We start from the raw sequence: 20,619 nt of genomic DNA, 5'->3' as shown, positions 1-20,619 counted from the left end.
GTGAAGCGCGGGGGTGGCCCCTCATCGTAAGGAGGACCCTATCGTCCGCCCCATCAGGGTGTCCGCCGGGATCTGCCGGTCCGGGACTACCCGCGCAGAAAACTCACGATTCCCTCGGAGATCCCTTGCGCCGCCTTCTGTCGCCACGCGCCGCTGGTGAGCAACGCCGCGTCCTTGCTATCGCGCATGTTGCCGCACTCGATGAACACCTTGGGAACCGTTGACAGATTGAGACCGCCCAGGTCCTTACGCGTGACGAGACCGCCGCCGTCGCCGATGTAGTTGGAGGGCGCGCTGCCGGTGACCGCGACGAAACGGCCGGCGACGCGCTCGCCGAGGTCGCGGGAGGGGCCGACGATCGCCCGGGTGTCCGCGGCGCCCGCGTCGACCGAACCGGGCAGGATCACGTGGAAGCCGCGGTTGCCGGCGCCCGAGCCGTCCGCGTGGATCGACACCACGGCATCGGCCTTCGCCTCGTTGCCGATCCGGGCCCGCTCGTCCACGCACGGGCCGTACGGCCGGTCGCCGTCCTGGGTCAGCTTCACCGTGGCGCCCTGCTTCTCCAGCAGCGTGCGCATCCGGTGCGCCACGTCCAGCGTGAACTTCGCCTCGGTGTAACCGTCGTTGGTGGACGTGCCCGTGGTGTCGCACTCCTTCGAGTTCGTCCCGATGTCCACCTTGCGGTTGATCTCGGTGGCGTGCTGGAAGTTGCCCGGGTTGTGCCCCGGGTCGATGACGACGACCTTGCCCTTGAGCGGGCCGGAGGCGGCGGGCGCGGAGGCCGAGGGCGTGTCGGTGGGCTCCGGTGAGGCGCTCGGCTCCTTGGCGTCGTCGGAGGGAGCGCCCGACGCGGCGGGAGGGGAGGACCGTACGGTCGCCTGCCCCGGCCCCCCGTCGTCCCCCGGGCCGCCCACCGTCTCGTACACCAGCCAGCCGAGCAGCGCCCCCGGCACCAGCGCGGCGAGCGCCACGGTCAGGGGGCCGCGGCGGGGGCGGCGGTTCTGGGGAGGTTCGAAGTCCGGGCCTGCGTACGACACGCCTGCCACCCTAGCGGCCGTCGGCGGGGGCGGCGGGCCGAGGACGGCCCGACGGGTGGCGGCTACGCCCCGTTCCCGCCGCCGTCCCCGTGCCGTACCGCCTCCTTCACCCGCGCCTCCACCTCCTGACGCGGTGTGCCCTCCTGCTTCGCGTACCCGGTCACCGCCGCCTGGACGTCCCGGGCGAGATCGCGCCAGGCGCGCCAGGCCGTCTCCCAGGTGGTGGTCTGCTGGTCGCTCCACTTGGTCTGGGTGGGCGGCCCGTACGCGTCCTGGAGGTGACGCACGCGGGCGTACGCCTCGTCCGCCGCGCGCTGCTTCTCCACGAGCTCTTCGAAGGTGTGTGCCACGCGCCCGGATCCTTGGGCAGTGACGGTCGCCCACCGACGCGCCACGCCGCCCGTGGGCCGACCGGGCGGGGGTGAGGGGGCGCAGTTCACCCGCCCAGCCGGTCCCTCAGATGCCCGGGCCGGTGCGGCGCAGCACCCGCAGCGAGTCCGTCGCCGAGACCTCGGTGAACGCGCCGGAGGCGAGGGCCCGGAGGTAGATCCGGTAGGGGGCCTGGCCGGTGAACTCGTCCTGCGGATCGGGGAAGACGTCGTGGATGAGCAGCAGGCCGCCCTCGGCGACGTGCGGTGCCCAGCCCTCGTAGTCGGCGCCTGCGTGCTCGTCGGTGTGGCCGCCGTCGATGAAGACGAACCCCAGCGGCGTACGCCAGAACGCGGCGATCCGCGGGGAACGACCGACCAGCGCGACGACGTGCTCCTCCAGGCCCGCCCGGTGCAGCGTGCGGCGGAACGTGGGCAGCGTGTCCATCAGCCCGACCTCCGGGTCGACGGTCTGCGGGTCGTGGTACTCCCAGCCCGGCTGCTGCTCCTCGCTGCCGCGGTGGTGGTCGACGGTGAGCGCGCTGACCCCGGCCTCGCGGGCCGCGTCGGCGAGCAGGATCGTGGACCGGCCGCAGTAGGTGCCGACCTCCAGCAGCGGCAGCCCGAGCCGCCCGGCCTCCACCGCCGCCGCGTACAGCGCCAGGCCCTCGCCGACGGGCATGAACCCCTTCGCCGCCTCGAACGCGGCCAGGATCTCGGGCTTCGGCGCCGCGGGCATGGGGTTCCTCTCGGTCGTACGACGGTCAGGGCGCCATCGTGCCGTAACCCCTGCCGGGAGGACGACGGGGGGTACCGGCGAGTAACGGAGTCGGGCGGCGGGTCAGGCCGACACCGTCTCGCCCGGCAGCGACAGGTCCAGGTCGACCGGGCGTTCGTCGCCCGCGTGGGTCGCGGACGAGGCGAGCGGGCCGTGCCCCGCGGCGCGTGCGGCCACGACGTAGGAGCCCCGCGCGGGGACGGCGAGCGCGTAGCTGCCGTCCTCGGCGGAGAGCGTCGCCCCGGCCTGGCGGCCGCGGCGGTCGATCAGCGTGACCTTGGCGCGGGCGACGGGAGCACCGTCCGCGGCCAGCACCCGGCCTTGGAAACCGCGCAGGGCCCGCTCGGCGCGCTCCAGCGCCGCGTCCTCCTCGCTGCTCGCGCGCAACTGTGGCTTCTCCGAGGGCCGTCGGCCCGGCAGGAACAGCGCCAGGAGCAGGCCCACGGCCACCGCGCCCGTCGCGATCAGGAAGGATACCCGGAAGCCGTGCATGGTCGGGATCTCGACGCCGCCGACGTTGTTCGCGGTGTTCGCCAGCACCATGCCGATCACGGCGCTCGACACCGACGTGCCGATGGAGCGCATAAGAGTGTTGAGGCCGTTCGCCGCACCCGTCTCCGACGCCGGGACGGCGCCCACGATCAGCGCGGGCAGCGACGAGTAGGCGAGGCCGATGCCCGCGCCCAGGAGGACCGAGATGACCAGGCTCTGCCAGGCGGCGCTCATCAGGCCGAGGCCGGCGCCGTAGCCGATCGCGATGATCAGCAGGCCGAGGATCAGGGTGACCTTGGGGCCGTACTTCGCGGACAGCCGGGCGTAGACGGGCGCCGTGAACATCATCGTCAGGCCGAGCGGCGCCACGAGCAGACCCGCGACGACCATCGACTGGCCGAGGCCGTAGCCGGTGGACTCCGGCAGCTGGAGCAGCTGGGGCAGGACCAGGGAGACGACGTAGAAGGAGACGCCGACCATGATCGAGGCGAGGTTGGTGAAGAGCACGGCCGGACGGGCCGTGGTGCGCAGGTCGACCAGCGGGGCCTTCAGGCGCAGCTCCATCACGCCCCACAGCACGAGCACCACCGCCGAGGCGGCGAACAGGCCGAGCGTGGTGCCGGAGGTCCAGCCCCAGTCGCTGCCCTTGGTGATCGGCAGCAGGAACAGCACGAGCCCGGCGGACAGGCCCAGCGCGCCCGGCAGGTCGAAGGTGCCCTCGGCGCGCATCGGGGACTCCGGCACGACGAGGAGGGTCAGGGCGATGGCGAGGGCGCCGAGGCCGGCGGCGCCGTAGAACAGGGCGTGCCAGTCGCTGTGCTGGGCGACCAGGGCGGCGGCGGGCAGCGCGAGGCCGCCGCCGACGCCTATGGAGGAGCTCATCAGCGCCATCGCCGAGCCGAGCTTCTCGCGGGGCAGCATGTCGCGCATCAGGCCGATGCCGAGCGGGATCGCGCCCATCGCGAAGCCCTGGAGGGTTCGGCCGGCGATCATGAGCAGCAGATCACTGGTGAGCGCGCTGACCAGGGCGCCGACGACCATCACGGCCAGGCTGAGGATCAGCATGCGGCGCTTGCCGTAGAGGTCGCCGAGGCGGCCCATGATCGGGGTGGCCACCGCGCCCGACAGGAGGGTCGAGGTGAGGACCCAGGTGGCGTTGCTGGGGGCGGTGTCCAGGAGCTGCGGCAGATCCTTGATCACCGGAACGAGCAGGGTCTGCATCACCGCGACAACGATGCCCGCGAAGGCGAGCACCGGGACCACGGCCCCACTCGCTCTGCCGGCCGAGCGGTCTGTCGTCGTCTGCGTCATTGAGGAGGGCCTCCAGGCCGGGAGCGTCGGGTTACGTGGAGAGGCAACCTTGTATGTCGAGGCAACTATTCCGTTGCTTTGGCACCCTAACGAAAACTTGACCTTTCCTTGGGGAAGGGGTCGGATGCCCGTCCGCACGAGGCCCTAGGTCGAAATCCCGATGCAGGGAGCTCGGAGTGGTTGAGAGCATGACACTCATGCTCGAAGCCGCCGAAACGACCCGTACGCCCCGCCGTACCGCCCCTCCCACCTGGCTGGTGGTGACGCTCACCTGCGCCGGGCAGTTCCTCGTCGTGCTGGACGTGTCCGTCGTCAACGTGGCCCTGCCGTCCATGCGGACCGGTCTCGGGCTCAGCGAGCAGGGCCTGCAATGGGTCGTGAACGCCTACGCCATCGCCTTCGCCGGGTTCATGCTGCTCGGCGGCCGGGCCGGGGACCTCTACGGCCGCAAGCGGATGTTCCTCGTCGGGCTCGGCCTGTTCACCCTGGCCTCCGCGGCCGGCGGACTGGCCCAGGACGACTGGCAGCTGCTGGTGGCGCGGGCCGTGCAGGGGCTGGGCGCGGCGGTGCTGGCGCCCTCGACGCTGACGATCCTCACCGCTTCCGTGCCCGAGGGGGCGGCCCGGGCCCGGGCCATCGGGACGTGGACCGCGGTCGGGGCCGGCGGCGGCGCGGCCGGCGGCCTGGTCGGCGGGCTGCTCGTGGAGACGCTCTCCTGGCGCTGGGTGCTGCTCATCAACGTGCCCGTCGGGGCCGTCGTGCTGTGCGCCGCCGCCTGGTTCCTCACCGAGGGCCGGGCCGGGGACGGCCGGCGCCTCGACCTGCCCGGCGCGCTGCTGGTCACGGCCGGCCTGGCCACGCTGGCCTACGGCATCTCCCAGACGGAGGCGGCCGGCTGGACGGCACCGGCCACCCTGGTGCCGCTGCTCGCCGGACTGGCCCTCCTCGGGGCGTTCCTCGCGGTCGAGGCCCGCACGGCGAGCCCGCTGATGCCGCTCGGACTCCTGCGCATCCGCTCGGTCTCCTCCGCCAACGTCGCGATGTTCCTGTGTGGTTCGGCGATGTTCTGCATGTGGTTCTTCATGACCCTCTACGCGCAGAACGTCCTCGGCTACACCCCGCTGGAGGCCGGCCTCGCCCTGGTCCCGAGCTCCCTCGCCGTCATCCTCGGCTCCAAGCTCGCGCCCCGCCTGATGAGGCCGGTCGGCCCGCGCAACGTCGCCGCGCTCGGAACCCTGGTCGCCGTGGCCGGGTTCGCCTGGCAGTCCACGATGGCGCCCGACGGCTCCTACGCCGCCGCGATCCTCGTCCCCGGCGTCCTCATGATGCTCGGCGCGGGGCTGGCCGCGACCCCCCTCGCCTCCCTGGCCACGTCAGGCGCCGCCCCCGGGGAGGCGGGCCTGGTCTCCGGTCTCGTCAACACGTCCCGCACGATGGGCGGTTCCCTGGGCCTGGCGGTCCTGTCCACCCTGGCGGCGGCCGAGTCGGCGGGCAGCACGACGCCGCAAGCCCTGACGGAGGGCTACGCACTGGCGTTCCGGGTGGGGGCCGTGGTGCTGGCGGCCGGTGTCGCGCTGATGTGGGCGTGGCTGCCGCGGACGGCGGGGGAGCGGGAGGCCGCCGCCTGAAAACAGTGCGGCCGGCGTGGCCCGGAACAGGGGCATGACGACCCGCCGCGGGTGCGCCGCCGCTCTTTCGGCCCGGGGGTGGTGCACCCCGTCCCCGCAGCGCGTCCCCGCCCCGTGACGGCCCGCGCACGGCCTCCCGCTGCTGCCGGGAAACCCGCCCTGACCTGGTCTTTCAGCGCCTCTGGCCCTACCGTCGACGGAAGCGGAAGGGGGACCGGATGGACCGGAACATACGCACCGTCGACGACGTACTCGCCCTGCTCGACGGCCTGTTCGCACCCGAGGCCGATCGGTGGACCGGGCGCGGTGCCGACTGGTGGGACGACTTCTACGCCGACCGCTCCCGGCCGGTGCCGTTCTTCCCGGCGCGACCGGACGAGAGCCTGGTGGCCGCCGTGGAGCGGGGGGCGCTGCGCGGAGGCCGGGCGCTGGATCTGGGATGCGGGCCGGGACGCAACGCGCTGTACCTGGCGGCACGGGGATTCGACGTCGACGCGGTCGACCTCTCCTCCACCGCCCTCGACTGGGCCAGGGAGCGGGCCCGCGAGATGGGGGCGGAGAACGTGCGGTTCCACCACGGGGACGCGTTCGCGCTCGCCGGCCGGGACCTCACCGGCCCCTACGACCTCGTCTACGACTCCGGCTGCTTCCACCATCTGCCGCCGCACCGCCGGGTGAGCTACCTCGCCCTCCTGGAGCGACTCCTGGCCCCCGGAGGCCTCTTCGGCCTCACCTGCTTCGCAGCCGGGGCCGGCGGGATGGGGTCGGAGCTGTCCGACACCGACTTCTACCGCGAGGGGGCCGGGCTGCGGGGCGGCCTCGCGTACACGCCCGAAGCGCTGCGGGAGATCTTCTCCGGCCTGACCGAGCTCGAACTGCGGCGGATGCGCGACGAGCCGGAGGAGTCCGCGTCCTTCGGGAAGTCCTTCCTCTGGACAGGGTTGTTCCGGCGGGCGTAAGGCTCCATCTCCTCCACGGCTGCGGCAGGCAAAGTCACCGCGACACCGATCTGACACGGCGTCAGGAGCCTTCACAAGTGCCGGGGCCTCGGCTATACAGAGGGCGCGGGACTGGAACGCGTTTCAGTTGGCGGCCCGGTCCGGCCCCAGACGGCCTCGGTGCGGCCGACGGTGCGGACGGCCGTACCGAGGTCCTTCCTCCGGCGATCAGGAGCCCCATGCCCATCGACGCAGCCAAGGCGCTCGCCGCCGGACCCCGGACCGGCGAGATCTCCTGGGACCACAAGGACGTGCAGCTCTACCACCTCGGCATCGGCGCGGGCAGCCCCGCCACCGACCCCGACGAGCTGCGCTACACCCTGGAGTCCCGGCTGCACGTCCTGCCGAGCTTCGCCACCGTCGCGGGCGCCGGCAAACCCGGCGTGACCGGCGGCCTGTCCATGCCCGGCATCGAGGTCGAACTGGCCCGCGTCCTGCACGGCGGCCAGAGCCTCCTCGTCCACCGGCCCATCCCGGCGAAGGGCACCGCCACCGCGACCAACAGGATCGCCGCCGTCTACGACAAGGGCACGGCGGCCGTCCTCGTGCTGCGCACCGAAGTCGCCGACGGCGAGGGCCCGCTGTGGACCAACGACGCCCAGATCTTCATCCGCGGCGAGGGCGGCTGGGGCGGCGACCGCGGCCCCTCCGCCCGCCTCGAACCCCCCACCGGCGAACCCGACCGGACCGTGGAGCGGCCGGTCCGCGACGACCAGGCCCTGCTCTACCGCCTCTCCGGCGACTGGAACCCCCTGCACGCCGACCCGGAGTTCGCCAAGGTCGCCGGATTCGAACGGCCCATCCTGCACGGCCTGTGCACCTACGGCATCACGCTCAAGGCCGTCGTCGACACGCTGCTCGGCGGGGACGTGACGCGGGTGCGGTCCTACGCCACCCGCTTCGCCGGGGTCGTGTACCCGGGGGAGACCCTGCGGATCCGCATGTGGCACACGCCCGGATCCACCCGGGTCGCCGTCAGCGCCGTGGAGAGGGCCGACGCGCCCGTCCTCGCCGACACCGTCGTCGAACACACCTGACTCCAGCACGCCGTACGAGGGGAGCCCGCACCATGCGCGCAGCCGTACTGCACGAGATCGGCCAGGACAAACTGGAGGTCCTCGACGACGTCGAGGCGGTGGGGTTCGGGCCCGGCAAAGTGAGGATCCGGGTGCGCGCCACGGGGCTGTGCCACTCGGACCTGTCCGCGATGAGCGGGGTGCTCCCGCAGCCCGCGCCCTTCGTCCCCGGGCACGAGGGGGCGGGAGAGATCCTCGAAGTCGGCGAGGGCGTGCGTCATCTGAAGGCCGGTGACCGGGTCGTCGTGTGCTGGCTGCCCGCCTGCGGCTCCTGCCCCGCCTGCAAGCGCGGCCAGACCGAGCTGTGCCTGGCCGGGTTCATGAACGCGGGCACCCCCAACTTCAAGCGCCCCGGCGGGGACGTCTTCGGCTTCGCCGGCACCGGCACCTTCACCGAGGAGGTCGTCGTCGACGCCGGCTGCGCGGTGCCGATACCCGACGACGTGCCCTTCGACATCGCCGCCCTCATCGGCTGCGGGGTGACCACCGGCCTCGGCGCCGCCCTCAACACGGCCGACCTGGAAGCCGGTTCGTCGGTGGCGGTCATCGGCTGCGGCGGCGTCGGCATCTCCGTCATCCAGGGCGCCCGGCTCCGGGGCGCCGCGGAGATCGTCGCCGTGGACCCCGTGCCCTCGCGCCGCGAGGCGGCCCTCCGCTTCGGCGCCACCCGGGCCGTCTCCCCCGGCGAACTGCCCGACGCCAAGCAGCAGATCACCGCCGGCGAGGGCTTCGACCACGTCTTCGAGGTCGTCGGCAAGTCCGCCACGGCACGCACCGCCTACGACAACACCCGGCGCGGCGGCACCCTTGTGGTGGTCGGCGCCGGAGCCATGGACGACTTCCTCCAGCTCAACATGTTCGAGCTGTTCTTCGACGAGAAGCGGATCCTGCCCTCCCTGTACGGCGGCGGCGACGTGCTGCGCTCCTACGAACGCACCATCGCCCTGTGGCGCGCCGGCCGCATCGACCTGGCCGGCCTGATCACCCACCGGGTCCCGTTCGCCGACGTCAACGAGGCCCTCGACCAGATGCGGACCGGGACCGCCCTGCGTACCTGCATCGAGATGTGAGGACTCACCCCATGCCGCTGCTGCCGCTCCAGGAACTGTCCGCCGTCGTCACGGGCGCGGGCCGCGGGCTCGGCCGGGCCGAGGCGCTGGAACTCGCCCGGCTCGGTGCCGCCGTGGTCGTCAACGACTACGGTCAGCCCGGCCGAGACGGTTCGGGGGAGGCGTCCGCGGGACCCGCCGAGGAGGTCGCCGCCGAGATCCGCGCGGCGGGCGGCACCGCCCTCGCGCACACCGGTGACGTCTCCGACTTCGAACAGGCGCGCACGCTCGTCGAGACGGCCGTCGCCGCGTTCGGCAGGCTCGACATCCTCGTCAACAACGCGGGCATCCTGCGCGACCGCATGGTCTTCTCGATGGCCGAGGAGGAATGGGATTCCGTCCTCCGCGTGCACCTCAAAGGGCACTTCAACACCACCCGGTTCGCCGCCGCGCACTGGCGGGAGCGTTCCAAGCGGGCCGGGGAGCCGGTGTTCGGACGGATCGTGAACACCTCCTCGGAGGCGTTCCTCGCCGGTTCCGCCGGGCAGCCCAACTACGCGGCGGCCAAGGGCGGCATCGTCGGCCTCACCACCTCCACCGCCCTCGCCCTCGGCAAGTACGGCGTCACCGCCAACGCCATCTGTCCCCGCGCCCGCACCCGCATGACCGAGGACGTCTTCGCGGGCATCGAGCAGCCCTCCGGCACCGCCATCGACCCGCTCGCCCCCGAGCACGTCGCCCCGCTGGTCGGCTATCTGGCCTCGCCCGCCGCGAGCCACGTCAACGGGCAGCTCCTCGTGGTGCACGGCGGGATGGTCGCGGTCGTCGAACGGCCGCGGGTCGCCGCGAAGTTCGACAGCAAGCAAGACACCTTCACCTACGACGAACTGGAGGCCGTCCTCGGGCCGTACTACGCGGACCGGCCGGCGGGGGAGACGTTCGCGGCGGCGGAGGTGCTGGGTCTGAAACGAGGGTGAGAGATACCGAAAGCACGGAACGGCCCTCCCCGCTTGTGGCGGGGAGGGCCGTTCGCCGTCCGGTGACCGGCGTGCCCGTCAGGCCGCGGTCACGGCCTGCTCGGTCTCCGCCACCGGCTTGCGGTGGCGTCCGCGCGGAGTCGCCTCACTGTCCTGCGTGGAGACCTCACCACGGTGCCGGCCGGGGCCGGAGGAGGTCTGCTGGACGTCGGCATCACGCGACTGGTTCGTGCTGGCGTCACTCATCGGTGGAATTCACCCCGTCAACATGATCTTTTTTACAGCCGGGTGAGTCTAACCGGCACCCCTGACCTCGGATCCAGGCGGCCACGCCAACCGGCACTAGTTCGTTACAAGGCGTCCCAACGGCGCTTCCTGAAGGGGCACAGGGCGGGGAGCGGAGGGAGCGGAGGGCGCCGGAGGCTCGGCGGGCTGAGCCGACGCTTGCGCGGGCGGTACGGAGTGTTCCGCGGGCTGTACGGAGTATTGCGCGTGCGGGGCCGCCGGCTCGGGCTCCGGAAGCGGTTCCGTCGCCACCCCGGACTCCGGTACGGCGGCCGGCGGCGGACTCACCCGCGCCACACCGCACGGCACGGCCTCCGTCGCGTACGGCAGCCGCAGCACCCCCTCCGGCGTCCACAGGCCCGTACCCGCCAGCCACCCCTCGGGCGCCCGCAGATGGTGCACCCGCCGCTCGGCGGGCCGCCAGACCCCGACCCAGCTGCCCCGCGGCCCGTCCACCCGCAGCGCCACCGCGCAGCTCTCCGGCGTCAGCACCTGCCCCGGCTGGATTGCGAACGGCGTGAGGGAGCAGTCCTCCACCCGCAGGCACTCCGGGAAGCGCACCGGCAGGGTGCTGCCGAGGACGCCCCAGCCCAGCCGGCCCTGCCCCGGAGAGGGCGCGTCCGAGCGGACGATCAGCAGCCCGCTGTCGTGGTCGGCGAGCAGCAGCCGGTCGTCGCTCTCCGCGGCGATCTGCAGCAGCGGCGACACCTCGCCGCACTCCAGGTCCACCACGACGGTCTTGACGCGGCCGCCGCTCTCCCGGTCCAGCGCCAGCAGCCGCGCCGTCCGGTCCAGCCAGACCCCGCCCGAGCAGCGGCCCGGCAGCTCGGCCAGCCGCTCGGGCCCGAAGGCGCCGCCCGCCACCAGCCACACCGACGTCGTACGCGGCCCGACGGCCAGGGCATAGGCCCGCTCGCCACCCGGGGCGGGCGGCAGCAGCCGCAGCCGGGCGGTCCCGTCCCGGCACTCGACCGCGCCCAGGGGCAGTTCACCGGTGCCGGGCCCGGTCGGGTACAGCAGCGCGAAGGCGTGCCGCCCGGCCACCACCCGGTGGATGAGGACCCGGCCGTCACCCATCGGCTGCACCTCGGTGCCGGGCTCCTCCGGCTGGTTGCGTGGCAGGGGCACCGCGTACGGCTCATGGCCGTCCAGGGTCCAGCGCTCCGGGAACCAGGAGTCGCCGGCCGACGCGAGACGCGCGCCGTAGGCACCGTCCGCGGTGAGCGCGCAGCCTGGCCGGGGCCCCTCCTCGTCCGCGTCCCCGTCCTCGTGTCCCGCCGAAGGCTCGATCGCACAGGCCGTCATCGTTCGGTCACCTCCAGTGACGAACGTAGGTTTCGCACGCGCGGGCGGGGAATTCCACGGCGGCAGACTTCACACATAAGGGTGTTCCAGGAACGATTCGCCTGAGGGAAAGGGGGCGATTGTGCTGAGCGGGGCCGAGGGTGCCGGGAGCGGGCGGTGGCGGTGCAACGCCACAGATCAGGCGGGTAGCCTTGCTTCCGTGCCCCGTCTGTCTGAAGTCATCGCCGCGCTGGAGACCCTGTGGCCCGCCGAGCGGGCCGAGTCCTGGGACGCGGTCGGCACCGTCGCGGGCGACCCGGACCAGGAGGTCACGCGGGTCCTGTTCGCCGTCGACCCGGTCCAGGAGATCGTCGACGAGGCGGTGAAGCTGGGCGCCGACCTGCTCGTCACCCACCACCCGCTCTACCTGCGCGGCACGACGACGGTCGCGGCGACGCACTTCAAGGGCCGTGTCGTCCACACCCTCATCAAGAACGACATCGCGCTGCACGTCGCCCACACCAACGCCGACACCGCCGACCCGGGCGTCTCCGACGCCCTCGCCGGCGCCCTGGACCTGCGCGTCACCGGGCCGCTCGTGCCCGACCCCACCGACCCGGAGGGCCGCCGCGGCCTCGGCCGGCTCTGCGCACTGGACCACCCGCTGACCGTCCGCGAGTTCGCCGCCCGCGCCGCCGAGCGGCTGCCCGCCACCGCGCAGGGCATCCGCGTCGCCGGCGACCCCGAGGCGCCCGTGCGCACGGTCGCCGTCAGCGGCGGCTCCGGCGACAGCCTCTTCGACCACGTGCGCGCGGCCGGCGTCGACGCCTTCCTCACCGCGGACCTGCGCCACCACCCGGTGTCGGAGGCCCGCGCCCACAGCCCCCTCGCGCTGCTCGACGCGGCGCACTGGGCCACCGAGTGGCCCTGGTGCGAGCTGGCCGCGAGCCAGCTCGACGAGATCTCCGACCGGCACGGATGGGACCTGCGCGTCCACGTCTCGAAGACGGTCACCGACCCCTGGACCGCGCACGCGGCCTCTGCCACTTCCGATCCCCTTGGAGCCCCGAACTGAACGCCGCGCCCGCCGACCAGATCCGCCTCCTCGACGTCCAGGACCTCGACGTCCGCCTCCAGCAGCTCGCGCACAAGCGCAAGTCGCTGCCCGAGCACGCCGAGATCGAGTCGCTCACCAAGGACCACACCCAGCTGCGCGACCTGCTCGTGGCCGCGCAGACCGAGGAGAGCGACACCGCCCGCGAGCAGACCAAGGCCGAGCAGGACGTGGACCAGGTGCGCCAGCGCGCCGCCCGCGACCAGCAGCGCCTCGACTCGGGTGCCGTCACCTCCCCCAAGGACCTGGAGAACCTCCAGCGCGAGATCACCTCCCTCGCCAAGCGGCAGGGAGATCTGGAGGACGTGGTGCTGGAGGTCATGGAGCGCCGCGAGTCCGCCCAGGAGCGGGTCGCCGAGCTGACCGAGCGCGTCACCGCCGTCCAGTCGAAGATCGACGACGCGACCGCGCGCCGCGACGCGGCCTTCGAGCAGATCGACGGCGAGGTCGCCACGGTCACCAAGGAGCGCGAGGTCGTCGCCGGCTCGATCCCGGCCGATCTCCTCAAGCTCTACGACAAGCTGCGCGGGCAGCAGGGCGGCGTCGGCGCGGCGAAGCTGTACGCGCGCAGCTGCCAGGGCTGCCGGCAGGAGCTCGCCATCACCGAGCTGGCCGAGATCCGCAAGGCGGCGCCCGACACGGTCGTCCGCTGCGAGAACTGCCGCCGCATCCTGGTGCGCACGTCCGAGTCCGGTCTCTAGGCCTTCAGGGGAGCCTTTCCGGTGCGGGAGTTCATCGTCGAGGCCGACGGCGGCTCACGGGGCAACCCGGGGCCCGCCGGCTACGGGGCCGTGGTCAGGGACGCGGTGACGGGGGAGACCCTGCGGGAGACCGCCGAGTACATCGGCGTCGCCACGAACAACGTCGCCGAGTACCGCGGCCTCCTCGCCGGCCTGCGCGCCGCCCACGAGCTGGACCCCGACGCGACGGTCCACGTCCGGATGGACTCCAAGCTCGTCGTCGAGCAGATGTCGGGCCGCTGGAAGATCAAGCACCCCGACATGAAGCCACTGGCGACGCAGGCGTCCCGGGTCTTCCCGCCCGGCCGGGTCACGTACGAGTGGATCCCGAGGGCCCAGAACAAGCACGCGGACCGGCTGGCCAACGAGGCGATGGACGCGGGGGCCAAGGGGGAGCGGTGGTCGGAGGCGGCGTCGACGGCGGAGCTGCACGCGGCACCCCGCGCGGCGGCGACTCCGGAACCGCCCGGCGATGCGGCGGCGGGTGCGGCGCGGGTGCGCGACGCTCTGGCGGCAGGCCAGGCCGCCGCCGGGCCGGCCGGCCCCGGCCCGGATGCCGCGCCGGCTTCCGCCCGTGAGGCGACGAGCCCGTCGGGCGGCGACGCGGCACGGACTCCGGCGACGCGGGTCGGGGCGGACGCGGAGGCGCAGGTCGAGGTGGACGCGGAGACCGGCGAGCACGTGACTGCCGTCCGCCCGGCGGAGGCTGCCGCCGATGCGCGTGCCGCGCAGGCCGTGGCGGAGGGCGGCATCACGAGGACCGACGCCGATATCCGCGCTGCGGCGGCCGGGACGCCCGTGGTGAAGGCCGAAGCCGATGTCCGCCCCGCTGCCAAAGCCGGCACATCCGCCGAGAATGCCGACACCCGTGCCGCCAAAGTTGACGCCGACGCCCGGGCAGCCAAGGCCGTCGCCGACACTTGGGCCGCCAAGGCCGTCACTGCCCCCGGCTGGGCGCCCGCGGACATGGGCGCCCCAGCCACCTTCGTCCTGCTGCGCCACGGCGAGACGCCGTTGACGCCTCAGAAGCGGTTCTCCGGCAGTGGCGGAACCGACCCCTCCCTCTCCGACGCCGGCCGGGAGCAGGCCGAGCGGGCCGCCGCGATGCTGGCCCGGCGGGGCACGATCCAGGCCGTCGTGTCGTCGCCGCTGGCCCGTACGCGGGAGACCGCCGGGATCGTCGCCGCCCGGCTCGGACTCGACGTGGCCATCGACGACGGGCTGCGCGAGACCGACTTCGGTGCCTGGGAGGGGCTGACCTTCGCCGAGGTGCGCGAGCGCCACCCCGACGACCTGAACGCCTGGCTGGCCTCACCGGACGCCGAACCCACCGGCGGCGGCGAGAGCTTCGCCGCGACGGCCACCCGCCTCGCCGCCACCCGTGACAAGCTGGTCGCGGCCCACGCGGGCCGAACGATCCTGCTCGTCACGCACGTCACCCCGATCAAGACGCTCGTCCGGCTCGCCCTGGGCGCCCCGCCGGAGTCCCTGTTCCGCATGGAACTGTCGGCCGCGTCCCTCTCGGTCGTCGCCTACTACGCGGACGGCAACGCCAGCGTCCGCCTCCTCAACGACACGTCCCACCTGCGCTGAGCGCGGAGGCCGCACGGGCCAGCGCCTCGACGCGCCCCCAGTCGCGGGCCGCGACGGCATCCTGCGGCAGCATCCAGCTCCCGCCCACACAGCCCACGTTGGGCAGGGCCAGGTAGTCCGGGGCCGAGTCCGGGCCGATCCCGCCCGTGGGGCAGAACCGGGCCTGCGGCAGCGGCCCCGACAGCGACTTCAGATACGCCGTGCCGCCCGCGGCCTGCGCCGGGAAGAACTTCATCTCCCGCACCCCGCGCTCCAGCAGCGCCACGACCTCCGACGTGGTCGACACCCCCGGCAGGAACGGCACCCCGGAGGCCCGCATCGCCTCCAGCAGGACGTCCGTCCAGCCGGGGCTGACCAGGAAGCGGGAGCCCGCGGCCACCGCCTCCGCCACCTGCCCGGGACGGATCACCGTCCCGGCCCCGACCACGGCCCCGGGCACCTCCCGCGCGATCTCCCGGATCGCCTCCAGAGCCGCCGGCGTCCGCAACGTCACCTCGATCGCGGGCAGACCGCCCGCGACCAGGGCACGCGCCAGCGGTACGGCGTCGGCGACGTCCTCGACGACGACGACGGGGACGACGGGCGCGAGGTCCAGCACGGAGGCGGGCAGGGGAGGGGAGGCCATGGCGTCATCCTGCCGTCGGCATGCAGACTCCGCAAAGGCCATTGCGCAGCATGCAACAGGCGTGGGCAATGCGCGTCAGTGCACCTCGTCCACCAGCACGTCCAGCGACCACGCCTGGCTCGCCTTCGCGGGCGCCTGCGCCTCCACGACGTACCCGAGATCCTTGAGCGCCTCCACCAGCTCGGCGGGTCCCTTCGGATCGGCCCCGGCGGTCAGCAGACTGCGCACGATCCGCCCCTTCGTCGCCTTGTTGAAGTGGCTGACCACCTTCCGCGTGGGCGCGTGCAGCACCCGCACCGACGCCGTACGCCCGGCGACCTCGCCCTTCGGCTTCCAGGCGGCGGCGTACGCGGCGGACCGCAGATCCAGCACCAGCCCGCCCCCGGCCACCTCCGGCAGCACCGACGCCATCGGCCTACGCCAGTGCGCGCCCAGCGCCCCGAGCCCCGGCAGCTTCACGCCCATCGAGCACCGGTAGGACGGAATCCGGTCCGTCACCCGCACGGCACCCCACAGCCCGGAGAACACGAGCAGCGAGCGCGCGGCACGCCGCTTGGCGGCGCTGTCCAGGCTCGCCAGGTCCAGGGCGTCGTAGAGCACGCCGGTGTAGATCTCACCGGCCGGCCGGGTGCCCGCGGTCCGCAGTTCCGCGTTCTTCGCGACCTCGCCCCGCAGCCCCTCGCTCAGCCCCAGCACCTCACGTGCCTTGTCCTCGTCGCCGGCGCACAACTCCACCAGCTCGCCGAGCACGGCCTCCCGGGCCTCGGCGAGCCCCGGCAGCGACAGCGACTCCGGCTTCAGCGGCGCACCACGGCCGGACGATGCCTTTCCTTCGGACGGCGGCAGCAGGACAAGCACGCGTACTCCTTCGATCGAACTCCGCCGACAGCGTACGGGGGTGTACGCGGAGCTCAGACGCGCGCCCGGCCGAGGGCGCGCACGAGCCCGTCGGCGTCGTCGGCGTGGAAGCGGACGATGCGCACCTCGCGGCGCCGCCCGAGGAAGGTGACGTGCGTGACGGGTTCCGTCAGTTCGAGCGTGACGCTGGTCTGCGAACCCACCTCGACGTCGAGCTCCCCCTCGGCCCGCTGGTGCGTCATCCGCAGCTCACGCCGCACGGAAGCGATCCGCTCCAGCGGCACGCACAGGTCGACATGGACGTACCGCCGGATCCGCAGCGAGCCGCGGTCCGCGTCCAGCACATGCGGACGCACGACGGAGGAGGCGTGCAGCGCGACCACGAACACGATCGTGTACACGTCCAGGAAGAGAACCACGGCGTGCACGGCCGGCCAGTCGCGCAGCAGCACGGACATCGCCACCGTCTCGACCAGGCACACGAAGCCGAACCCGGCCATCATCGCCCCCTGCCCGCTCGCGTACCCGAAGGCCCGGCCCCCGCCCGCCCCGTGCGTACGCCGCGCCACCCACAGGGCGAGACTCGCGAGCAACCGCACCTCGTGCCGCACCAGCAGCCACCCGACCCTCATCGCCGCTCCTCCATGAGGATCCGCAGCGTCCGGCGGATGGCCTCAGCCTGGGCCGGGGAGAGGTCGTCGTAGAAGGCGCGCAGGAAACCGTCGTCCTGGTCGATCTCGCCGGCCTCCGGAAACAGCCCCGGCGGGATACAGCCGGCGAGTGCCCGGGCCGCCTCGTCGACGCGCGGGTCACCGGGCTCGGCACCGGCCAGCGCGTCGAGCAGGGCGTAGGCCTCCCCGGCCCGGGCGACGGCCGCCGGGCTGCCCAGCGCCTCCCCGATCGAGGACACCATCTGCTCCCGGGCCCCGGCCGGCATGGCGGTCTCCAGGAACGCGATGATCTCGCGGTCCTTGACGGCCATGGGCGAGTCCGACAGATGCGCGGTCCCGGCGAACAGCGCGGCCAGCCGGGGCGACACGGGCCCCTCGGCGGGCACCCCGCCCTCCGCGTCCAGCAGCGTCCGCAACCGCGCCCGCCGCTCCCGGAGCGCCTCCTCCTGCCGCGCCAGATCCTCGTCCAGCTCGGTCAGCACCTCGACAAGGTCCTTCCCCGCGTCGTCCGCGAGCACGTCCCGCACCTCCGCGAGCCCCAGCCCCAGCTCCGTCAGCCGCCGGATCCGCGCCAGCACGACGGCATGCCGCAACCCGTACTCCCGATACCCGTTGGCCCGCCGCTCGGGCTCGGGCAACAGCCCCAGATGGTGGTAATGCCGCACGGCCCGCGTGGTGACGCCGACGACCGCGGCGAGTTCTCCGATCCGCATGCCACCAGTGAAGACGTTGACGCTGCGGCAGGGTCAAGAGCCCACGATCGGTGGAACTGCAGCCGGTTCCCGCCCCCGTGATCCGGGTCAGGTCTCAGTCTTGCCGGTGACCGCGGCAAAGGAGTGTCAACCTCATGGGCCTGGACCCGTACACGCAGAAGCTACTACTGGACTGGTTCCTCGAACTGGACACTCCGGAGGGCTTCCGCGCCGAGTTGATCGAGGGCGAGTTCGTCCTCACTCCACAGCCGGACGGTCACCACGAGCACTGCATCAGCCGGATCGTCAGACAGCTCCACCGGCGCTCGCAGCTCGACGTCCTGTTTTCGGGAAACAAAGGTTTGCGACTGAGCGCTGCGCACAGTCACCCCCCGGATCACGTGATCCCCGACGGCACGATCGTCGCCCAGGAGGCAAGGGCCTTTCGGGGCGCTCCCCCATGGATGTCCTGCGAGGGGGTCACCATGGTGCTGGAGGTGACGTTCACCAGGCCGAAGATCGACAGAATTGCCAAGCGGCGTTGCTACGCCCGCGGCGGCATCCCCTTCTACCTGCTCGTCGACCGCGGCACGTCCTCGACGACGCTGTTCACCGAGCCGGACGGCGACTACCTCCGTTCCCGCACCGCGGCCTTCGGCAGATCACTCACTCTCCCTGACCCCTTCGCCTTCGACCTGGACACCACGGACTTCCTCTGATCCCCTGTGGGCGGGGGTGCGACATGGGGACGCGTGAACAGACCAGCTGGACCAGGGCACGCCTGGGCCGGTCCGGCCCGCCCCTCGACCTCCTCACCGCCCACTTCGACCAGCACGTCTACGCACCCCACGCCCACGACGAATTCACCATCGGCGTCACGGTCGGCGGCTCGGAGGTCATCGCGTACCGGGGCGGGCACATCCACTCCTACCCCGGCTCGATCGTCGTCCTGGAGCCCGGCGAGATGCACACCGGCGGCCCGGCCGCCTGCGACGGCTACGCCTACCGAGCCCTCTACGCCGAACCGGCCCTCCTCACCGACGGCACCCTCGGCGGCCTCCCCCACTTCCGCGACCCCGTCCTCCACGACCCAGAACTGGCGACAGCCCTGCGCGCCGCCCACACCGACATCAGCGCCTGCCCCGACCCCCTGGAAGCCGAGTCCCGGCTGCCCTGGCTGCTCACGGCCCTGGCCCGCCGCCACTCCACGGCCCGGGCGACGAGCGATGCCGTCACCGGCGCCGACGGCATCGCCAGGACCGTACGCGATCGCCTCGCCGACGAGCTGCTGGACCCTCCCTCCCTGGCTCTGCTCGCCACGGACCTGGGCCTGTCCCGCTACCAACTGCTCCGCGCCTTCCGCACGACGATGGGCGTACCGCCGTACGCCTGGCTCGCCCAGCACCGGGTGGCCAGGGCCCGCGGCCTCCTGGAAGCCGGACTGCGCCCCGCCGAGGTCGCGGGCCTCGTCGGCTTCGCCGACCAGGCGCACCTCACCCGCTGGTTCCGCCGGGTGCTGGGGGTGACCCCGGCGGCGTACCGCAACAGCGTTCAAGACAGCAGGGGGTGACACGGCCGAGACTCGTCGCATGACTGCACGCGGTTGGTTCCTCTTCTCCCTCATGGGAGTGATCTGGGGCGTCCCCTACCTGATGATCAAGGTGGCGGTGGACGAACTGTCCCCGTCCATGGTGGTGTTCGCGCGCTGCGCCCTCGGCGCCGCACTCCTGCTCCCCTTCGCCCTGCGCCAGGGCGGCTTCGGCCGCACCGTGCGGACGCACTGGAAGCCGATGCTGGCCTTCGCCGTCATCGAGATCATCGGCCCGTGGTGGACGCTGACCGACGCCGAACGCCACCTGTCCAGCTCCACCGCCGGACTCCTCATCGCGGGCGTACCGATCGTCGCCCTCCTCCTGGCGCGCTTCTTCGGCGCGGCGGAACGTGTGGGCGCCCGCCGCATCGCAGGCCTGACCCTCGGCCTCGCGGGCGTCACGGTCCTAACCCTGCCGCACCTCACCGGCGGCGACGCCCTGTCGATGGCCGAGGTGCTGGTGACGGTCGTCGGCTACGCCACGGCCCCGCTGATCGCCGCCCGGTACCTCAAGGACGTCCCGACCCTCCAGCTGATCACCCCGTGCCTCACGCTGGCCGCGGTTGTGTACGCCCCCGCGGCCTTTCTGACCAGGCCCGCGACGATGCCCTCCGGCGAGGTCCTGGCGGCCCTCGCCGGCCTGGGCGTGATCTGCACCGCGATGGCGTTCGTGGCGTTCCTGGAGCTGATCAAGGAGGTCGGTCCGACCCGGGCCGGCGTGATCACGTACGTCAACCCGGCGGTAGCGGTCGCCGCGGGCGCGCTCTTCCTGGACGAGGAGCTGACCCTCGGCATCGGCGTCGCCTTCACGCTGATCCTCGCGGGCTCGGTGCTGGCCACGGCGGCCGCGGCGCCGAAGCGGGACGTCCGCCGGGTACGGGTACCATGGTCCACACGGCAGACGAGCCGGGCGGACGGCCGCGTGGAGTCCCCCTGACGGGGAGCTTCCCGAGGAACGTCCGGGCTCCACAGGGCAGGGTGGTGGCTAACGGCCACCCGGGGTGACCCGCGGGACAGTGCCACAGAAAGCAGACCGCCCAGCACCTAGGTGCTGGGTAAGGGTGAAACGGTGGTGTAAGAGACCACCAGTGCTTGAGGTGACTCAGGCAGCTAGGTAAACCCCACCCGGAGCAAGGTCAAGAGGGAGCACCCCTTCGGAGGTGCTTCTGCGCGGACGTTCGAGGGCTGCCCGCCCGAGTCCGCGGGTAGACCGCACGAGGCCGGTGGCAACGCCGGCCCTAGATGGATGGCCGTCGCCCGGGGCTCCGCGAGGAACCCCGGGAACAGAACCCGGCGTACAGCCCGACTCGTCTGCCGCCAAGGACCCCTGACCAGGGAACCTGCTGGTCAGGGGTTCTTTTCTGCGGGATCGTGAGCTTGGTCGAACCACGGTACATACCGGCTCAACCCGGACCTCTCGGCTGTGAGCGTAGCCACCAAGGTAGCCACTGC

20 protein-coding genes, 1 other RNA gene and 1 pseudogene are annotated in these 20,619 nt (G+C 72.9%); 12 read left to right on the top strand and 10 right to left on the bottom strand.

Features of this window, described 5'->3' with window-relative positions:
* Nucleotides 1-86: 86 nt before the first annotated feature.
* From OO68_RS00410 to OO68_RS00395, 4 genes are all read right to left on the bottom strand, one after another.
* Complete coding sequence (locus tag OO68_RS00410; RefSeq protein ID WP_033306047.1) at nucleotides 87-1,037, bottom strand: N-acetylmuramoyl-L-alanine amidase; 951 nt, start codon at nucleotides 1,035-1,037, stop codon at nucleotides 87-89.
* A gap of 62 nt (nucleotides 1,038-1,099) precedes the next feature.
* Nucleotides 1,100-1,387, bottom strand: coding sequence for a hypothetical protein (locus tag OO68_RS00405; RefSeq protein ID WP_031112703.1), 288 nt, complete (start codon nucleotides 1,385-1,387; stop codon nucleotides 1,100-1,102).
* A 106-nt stretch (nucleotides 1,388-1,493) separates the two neighbouring features.
* Nucleotides 1,494-2,144 (bottom strand): class I SAM-dependent methyltransferase, encoded by a 651-nt coding sequence (locus OO68_RS00400; protein WP_033306046.1) that lies wholly within the window; start codon nucleotides 2,142-2,144, stop codon nucleotides 1,494-1,496.
* Nucleotides 2,145-2,246: 102 nt separating this feature from the next.
* Nucleotides 2,247-3,986 (bottom strand): MFS transporter, encoded by a 1,740-nt coding sequence (locus OO68_RS00395; protein ID WP_033306045.1) that lies wholly within the window; start codon nucleotides 3,984-3,986, stop codon nucleotides 2,247-2,249.
* Nucleotides 3,987-4,174: 188 nt separating this feature from the next.
* Between OO68_RS00395 and OO68_RS00390 the strand changes: the two genes are divergently transcribed.
* The 5 genes from OO68_RS00390 (at nucleotide 4,175) to OO68_RS00370 (ending at nucleotide 9,714) form a co-directional block, all read left to right on the top strand.
* Nucleotides 4,175-5,614: an MFS transporter gene (locus OO68_RS00390; protein WP_033306044.1), complete on the top strand. Its 1,440-nt coding sequence runs from the start codon at nucleotides 4,175-4,177 to the stop codon at nucleotides 5,612-5,614.
* A 218-nt stretch (nucleotides 5,615-5,832) separates the two neighbouring features.
* Nucleotides 5,833-6,573, top strand: coding sequence for a class I SAM-dependent methyltransferase (locus OO68_RS00385; protein ID WP_033306043.1), 741 nt, complete (start codon nucleotides 5,833-5,835; stop codon nucleotides 6,571-6,573).
* 218 nt (nucleotides 6,574-6,791) lie between these two features.
* The gene (gene chsH3 / locus OO68_RS00380; RefSeq protein WP_033306042.1) at nucleotides 6,792-7,649 is read left to right on the top strand and encodes an enoyl-CoA hydratase ChsH3; all 858 of its coding nucleotides are present in this window, start codon (nucleotides 6,792-6,794) and stop codon (nucleotides 7,647-7,649) included.
* Between the two features lie 32 nt (nucleotides 7,650-7,681).
* Nucleotides 7,682-8,758 (top strand): Zn-dependent alcohol dehydrogenase, encoded by a 1,077-nt coding sequence (locus OO68_RS00375; protein WP_033306041.1) that lies wholly within the window; start codon nucleotides 7,682-7,684, stop codon nucleotides 8,756-8,758.
* An 11-nt stretch (nucleotides 8,759-8,769) separates the two neighbouring features.
* Nucleotides 8,770-9,714, top strand: a complete 945-nt coding sequence (locus OO68_RS00370; protein WP_033306040.1) for a 3-oxoacyl-ACP reductase — start codon at nucleotides 8,770-8,772, stop codon at nucleotides 9,712-9,714.
* A 78-nt stretch (nucleotides 9,715-9,792) separates the two neighbouring features.
* On the opposite strand, the gene OO68_RS46660 is transcribed toward OO68_RS00370, so the two are convergent.
* Together OO68_RS46660 and OO68_RS00365 are read right to left on the bottom strand one after the other, a co-directional pair.
* On the bottom strand, nucleotides 9,793-9,960 hold the full coding sequence (locus OO68_RS46660) for a hypothetical protein (protein ID WP_167345863.1): 168 nt from the start codon (nucleotides 9,958-9,960) through the stop codon (nucleotides 9,793-9,795).
* A gap of 96 nt (nucleotides 9,961-10,056) precedes the next feature.
* Nucleotides 10,057-11,304 (bottom strand): hypothetical protein, encoded by a 1,248-nt coding sequence (locus OO68_RS00365; protein ID WP_033306039.1) that lies wholly within the window; start codon nucleotides 11,302-11,304, stop codon nucleotides 10,057-10,059.
* A gap of 199 nt (nucleotides 11,305-11,503) precedes the next feature.
* Between OO68_RS00365 and OO68_RS00360 the strand changes: the two genes are divergently transcribed.
* The 3 genes from OO68_RS00360 to OO68_RS00350 are packed head-to-tail and all read left to right on the top strand — an operon-like array spanning nucleotide 11,504 to nucleotide 14,730.
* Nucleotides 11,504-12,358, top strand: a complete 855-nt coding sequence (locus OO68_RS00360) for a Nif3-like dinuclear metal center hexameric protein (RefSeq protein ID WP_033306038.1) — start codon at nucleotides 11,504-11,506, stop codon at nucleotides 12,356-12,358.
* The gene (locus OO68_RS00355) at nucleotides 12,355-13,098 is read left to right on the top strand and encodes a zinc ribbon domain-containing protein (RefSeq protein ID WP_033306421.1); all 744 of its coding nucleotides are present in this window, start codon (nucleotides 12,355-12,357) and stop codon (nucleotides 13,096-13,098) included. Before OO68_RS00360 ends, OO68_RS00355 begins: the two co-directional genes overlap by 4 nt.
* Nucleotides 13,099-13,119: 21 nt before the next feature.
* Entirely contained in the window at nucleotides 13,120-14,730 is a 1,611-nt protein-coding gene (locus OO68_RS00350) for a bifunctional RNase H/acid phosphatase (RefSeq protein WP_033306037.1), read from the top strand.
* On the opposite strand, the gene eda is transcribed toward OO68_RS00350, so the two are convergent.
* From eda to OO68_RS00330, 4 genes are all read right to left on the bottom strand, one after another.
* Nucleotides 14,705-15,355, bottom strand: a complete 651-nt coding sequence (gene eda, locus OO68_RS00345) for a bifunctional 4-hydroxy-2-oxoglutarate aldolase/2-dehydro-3-deoxy-phosphogluconate aldolase (RefSeq protein WP_033306036.1) — start codon at nucleotides 15,353-15,355, stop codon at nucleotides 14,705-14,707. The two genes, OO68_RS00350 and eda, sit on opposite strands and share 26 nt — an antisense overlap.
* Nucleotides 15,356-15,430: 75 nt before the next feature.
* On the bottom strand, nucleotides 15,431-16,213 hold the full coding sequence (gene yaaA, locus OO68_RS00340) for a peroxide stress protein YaaA (RefSeq protein WP_033306035.1): 783 nt from the start codon (nucleotides 16,211-16,213) through the stop codon (nucleotides 15,431-15,433).
* Nucleotides 16,214-16,266: 53 nt separating this feature from the next.
* Nucleotides 16,267-16,845: a hypothetical protein gene (locus tag OO68_RS00335; RefSeq protein ID WP_033306034.1), complete on the bottom strand. Its 579-nt coding sequence runs from the start codon at nucleotides 16,843-16,845 to the stop codon at nucleotides 16,267-16,269.
* Nucleotides 16,842-17,597, bottom strand: a complete 756-nt coding sequence (locus tag OO68_RS00330) for a MerR family transcriptional regulator (protein ID WP_033306033.1) — start codon at nucleotides 17,595-17,597, stop codon at nucleotides 16,842-16,844. Before OO68_RS00330 ends, OO68_RS00335 begins: the two co-directional genes overlap by 4 nt.
* Before the next feature lie 134 nt (nucleotides 17,598-17,731).
* Between OO68_RS00330 and OO68_RS00325 the strand changes: the two genes are divergently transcribed.
* The 4 genes and pseudogenes from OO68_RS00325 (at nucleotide 17,732) to rnpB (ending at nucleotide 20,481) form a co-directional block, all read left to right on the top strand.
* The gene (locus OO68_RS00325) at nucleotides 17,732-18,295 is read left to right on the top strand and encodes a Uma2 family endonuclease (protein WP_033306032.1); all 564 of its coding nucleotides are present in this window, start codon (nucleotides 17,732-17,734) and stop codon (nucleotides 18,293-18,295) included.
* A 23-nt stretch (nucleotides 18,296-18,318) separates the two neighbouring features.
* Nucleotides 18,319-19,146, top strand: coding sequence for an AraC family transcriptional regulator (locus OO68_RS00320; RefSeq protein WP_033306031.1), 828 nt, complete (start codon nucleotides 18,319-18,321; stop codon nucleotides 19,144-19,146).
* A 19-nt stretch (nucleotides 19,147-19,165) separates the two neighbouring features.
* A pseudogene (locus tag OO68_RS48565) lies at nucleotides 19,166-19,945 on the top strand (DMT family transporter); the annotation flags it as partial.
* Nucleotides 19,946-20,069: 124 nt separating this feature from the next.
* An RNA gene (gene rnpB, locus OO68_RS42925) (RNase P RNA component class A) lies at nucleotides 20,070-20,481 on the top strand.
* Nucleotides 20,482-20,619: the final 138 nt, after the last annotated feature.

Origin of the sequence: Streptomyces iakyrus, assembly GCF_000717055.1 — a bacterium.
In the GTDB taxonomy this organism is placed as follows: domain Bacteria; phylum Actinomycetota; class Actinomycetes; order Streptomycetales; family Streptomycetaceae; genus Streptomyces; species Streptomyces iakyrus.
Note: the sequence above shows the minus strand (reverse complement) of the source record. Positions and strands in the feature narration are given on the sequence as shown.

Bases quoted from the DNA above. Each gene is read 5' to 3' on its own strand.
- OO68_RS00400 (WP_033306046.1), bottom strand. From the start codon at position 2,144: ATGCCCGCGGCGCCGAAGCCCGAGATCCTGGCCGCGTTCGAGGCGGCG.
- OO68_RS00395 (WP_033306045.1), bottom strand. From the start codon at position 3,986: ATGACGCAGACGACGACAGACCGCTCGGCCGGCAGAGCGAGTGGGGCC.
- OO68_RS00390 (WP_033306044.1), top strand. From the start codon at position 4,175: ATGACACTCATGCTCGAAGCCGCCGAAACGACCCGTACGCCCCGCCGT.
- OO68_RS00385 (WP_033306043.1), top strand. From the start codon at position 5,833: ATGGACCGGAACATACGCACCGTCGACGACGTACTCGCCCTGCTCGAC.
- chsH3 (WP_033306042.1), top strand. From the start codon at position 6,792: ATGCCCATCGACGCAGCCAAGGCGCTCGCCGCCGGACCCCGGACCGGC.
- OO68_RS00375 (WP_033306041.1), top strand. From the start codon at position 7,682: ATGCGCGCAGCCGTACTGCACGAGATCGGCCAGGACAAACTGGAGGTC.
- OO68_RS00370 (WP_033306040.1), top strand. From the start codon at position 8,770: ATGCCGCTGCTGCCGCTCCAGGAACTGTCCGCCGTCGTCACGGGCGCG.
- OO68_RS46660 (WP_167345863.1), bottom strand. From the start codon at position 9,960: ATGAGTGACGCCAGCACGAACCAGTCGCGTGATGCCGACGTCCAGCAG.
- OO68_RS00365 (WP_033306039.1), bottom strand. From the start codon at position 11,304: ATGACGGCCTGTGCGATCGAGCCTTCGGCGGGACACGAGGACGGGGAC.
- eda (WP_033306036.1), bottom strand. From the start codon at position 15,355: ATGGCCTCCCCTCCCCTGCCCGCCTCCGTGCTGGACCTCGCGCCCGTC.
- OO68_RS00335 (WP_033306034.1), bottom strand. From the start codon at position 16,845: ATGAGGGTCGGGTGGCTGCTGGTGCGGCACGAGGTGCGGTTGCTCGCG.
- OO68_RS00330 (WP_033306033.1), bottom strand. From the start codon at position 17,597: ATGCGGATCGGAGAACTCGCCGCGGTCGTCGGCGTCACCACGCGGGCC.
- OO68_RS00325 (WP_033306032.1), top strand. From the start codon at position 17,732: ATGGGCCTGGACCCGTACACGCAGAAGCTACTACTGGACTGGTTCCTC.
- OO68_RS00320 (WP_033306031.1), top strand. From the start codon at position 18,319: ATGGGGACGCGTGAACAGACCAGCTGGACCAGGGCACGCCTGGGCCGG.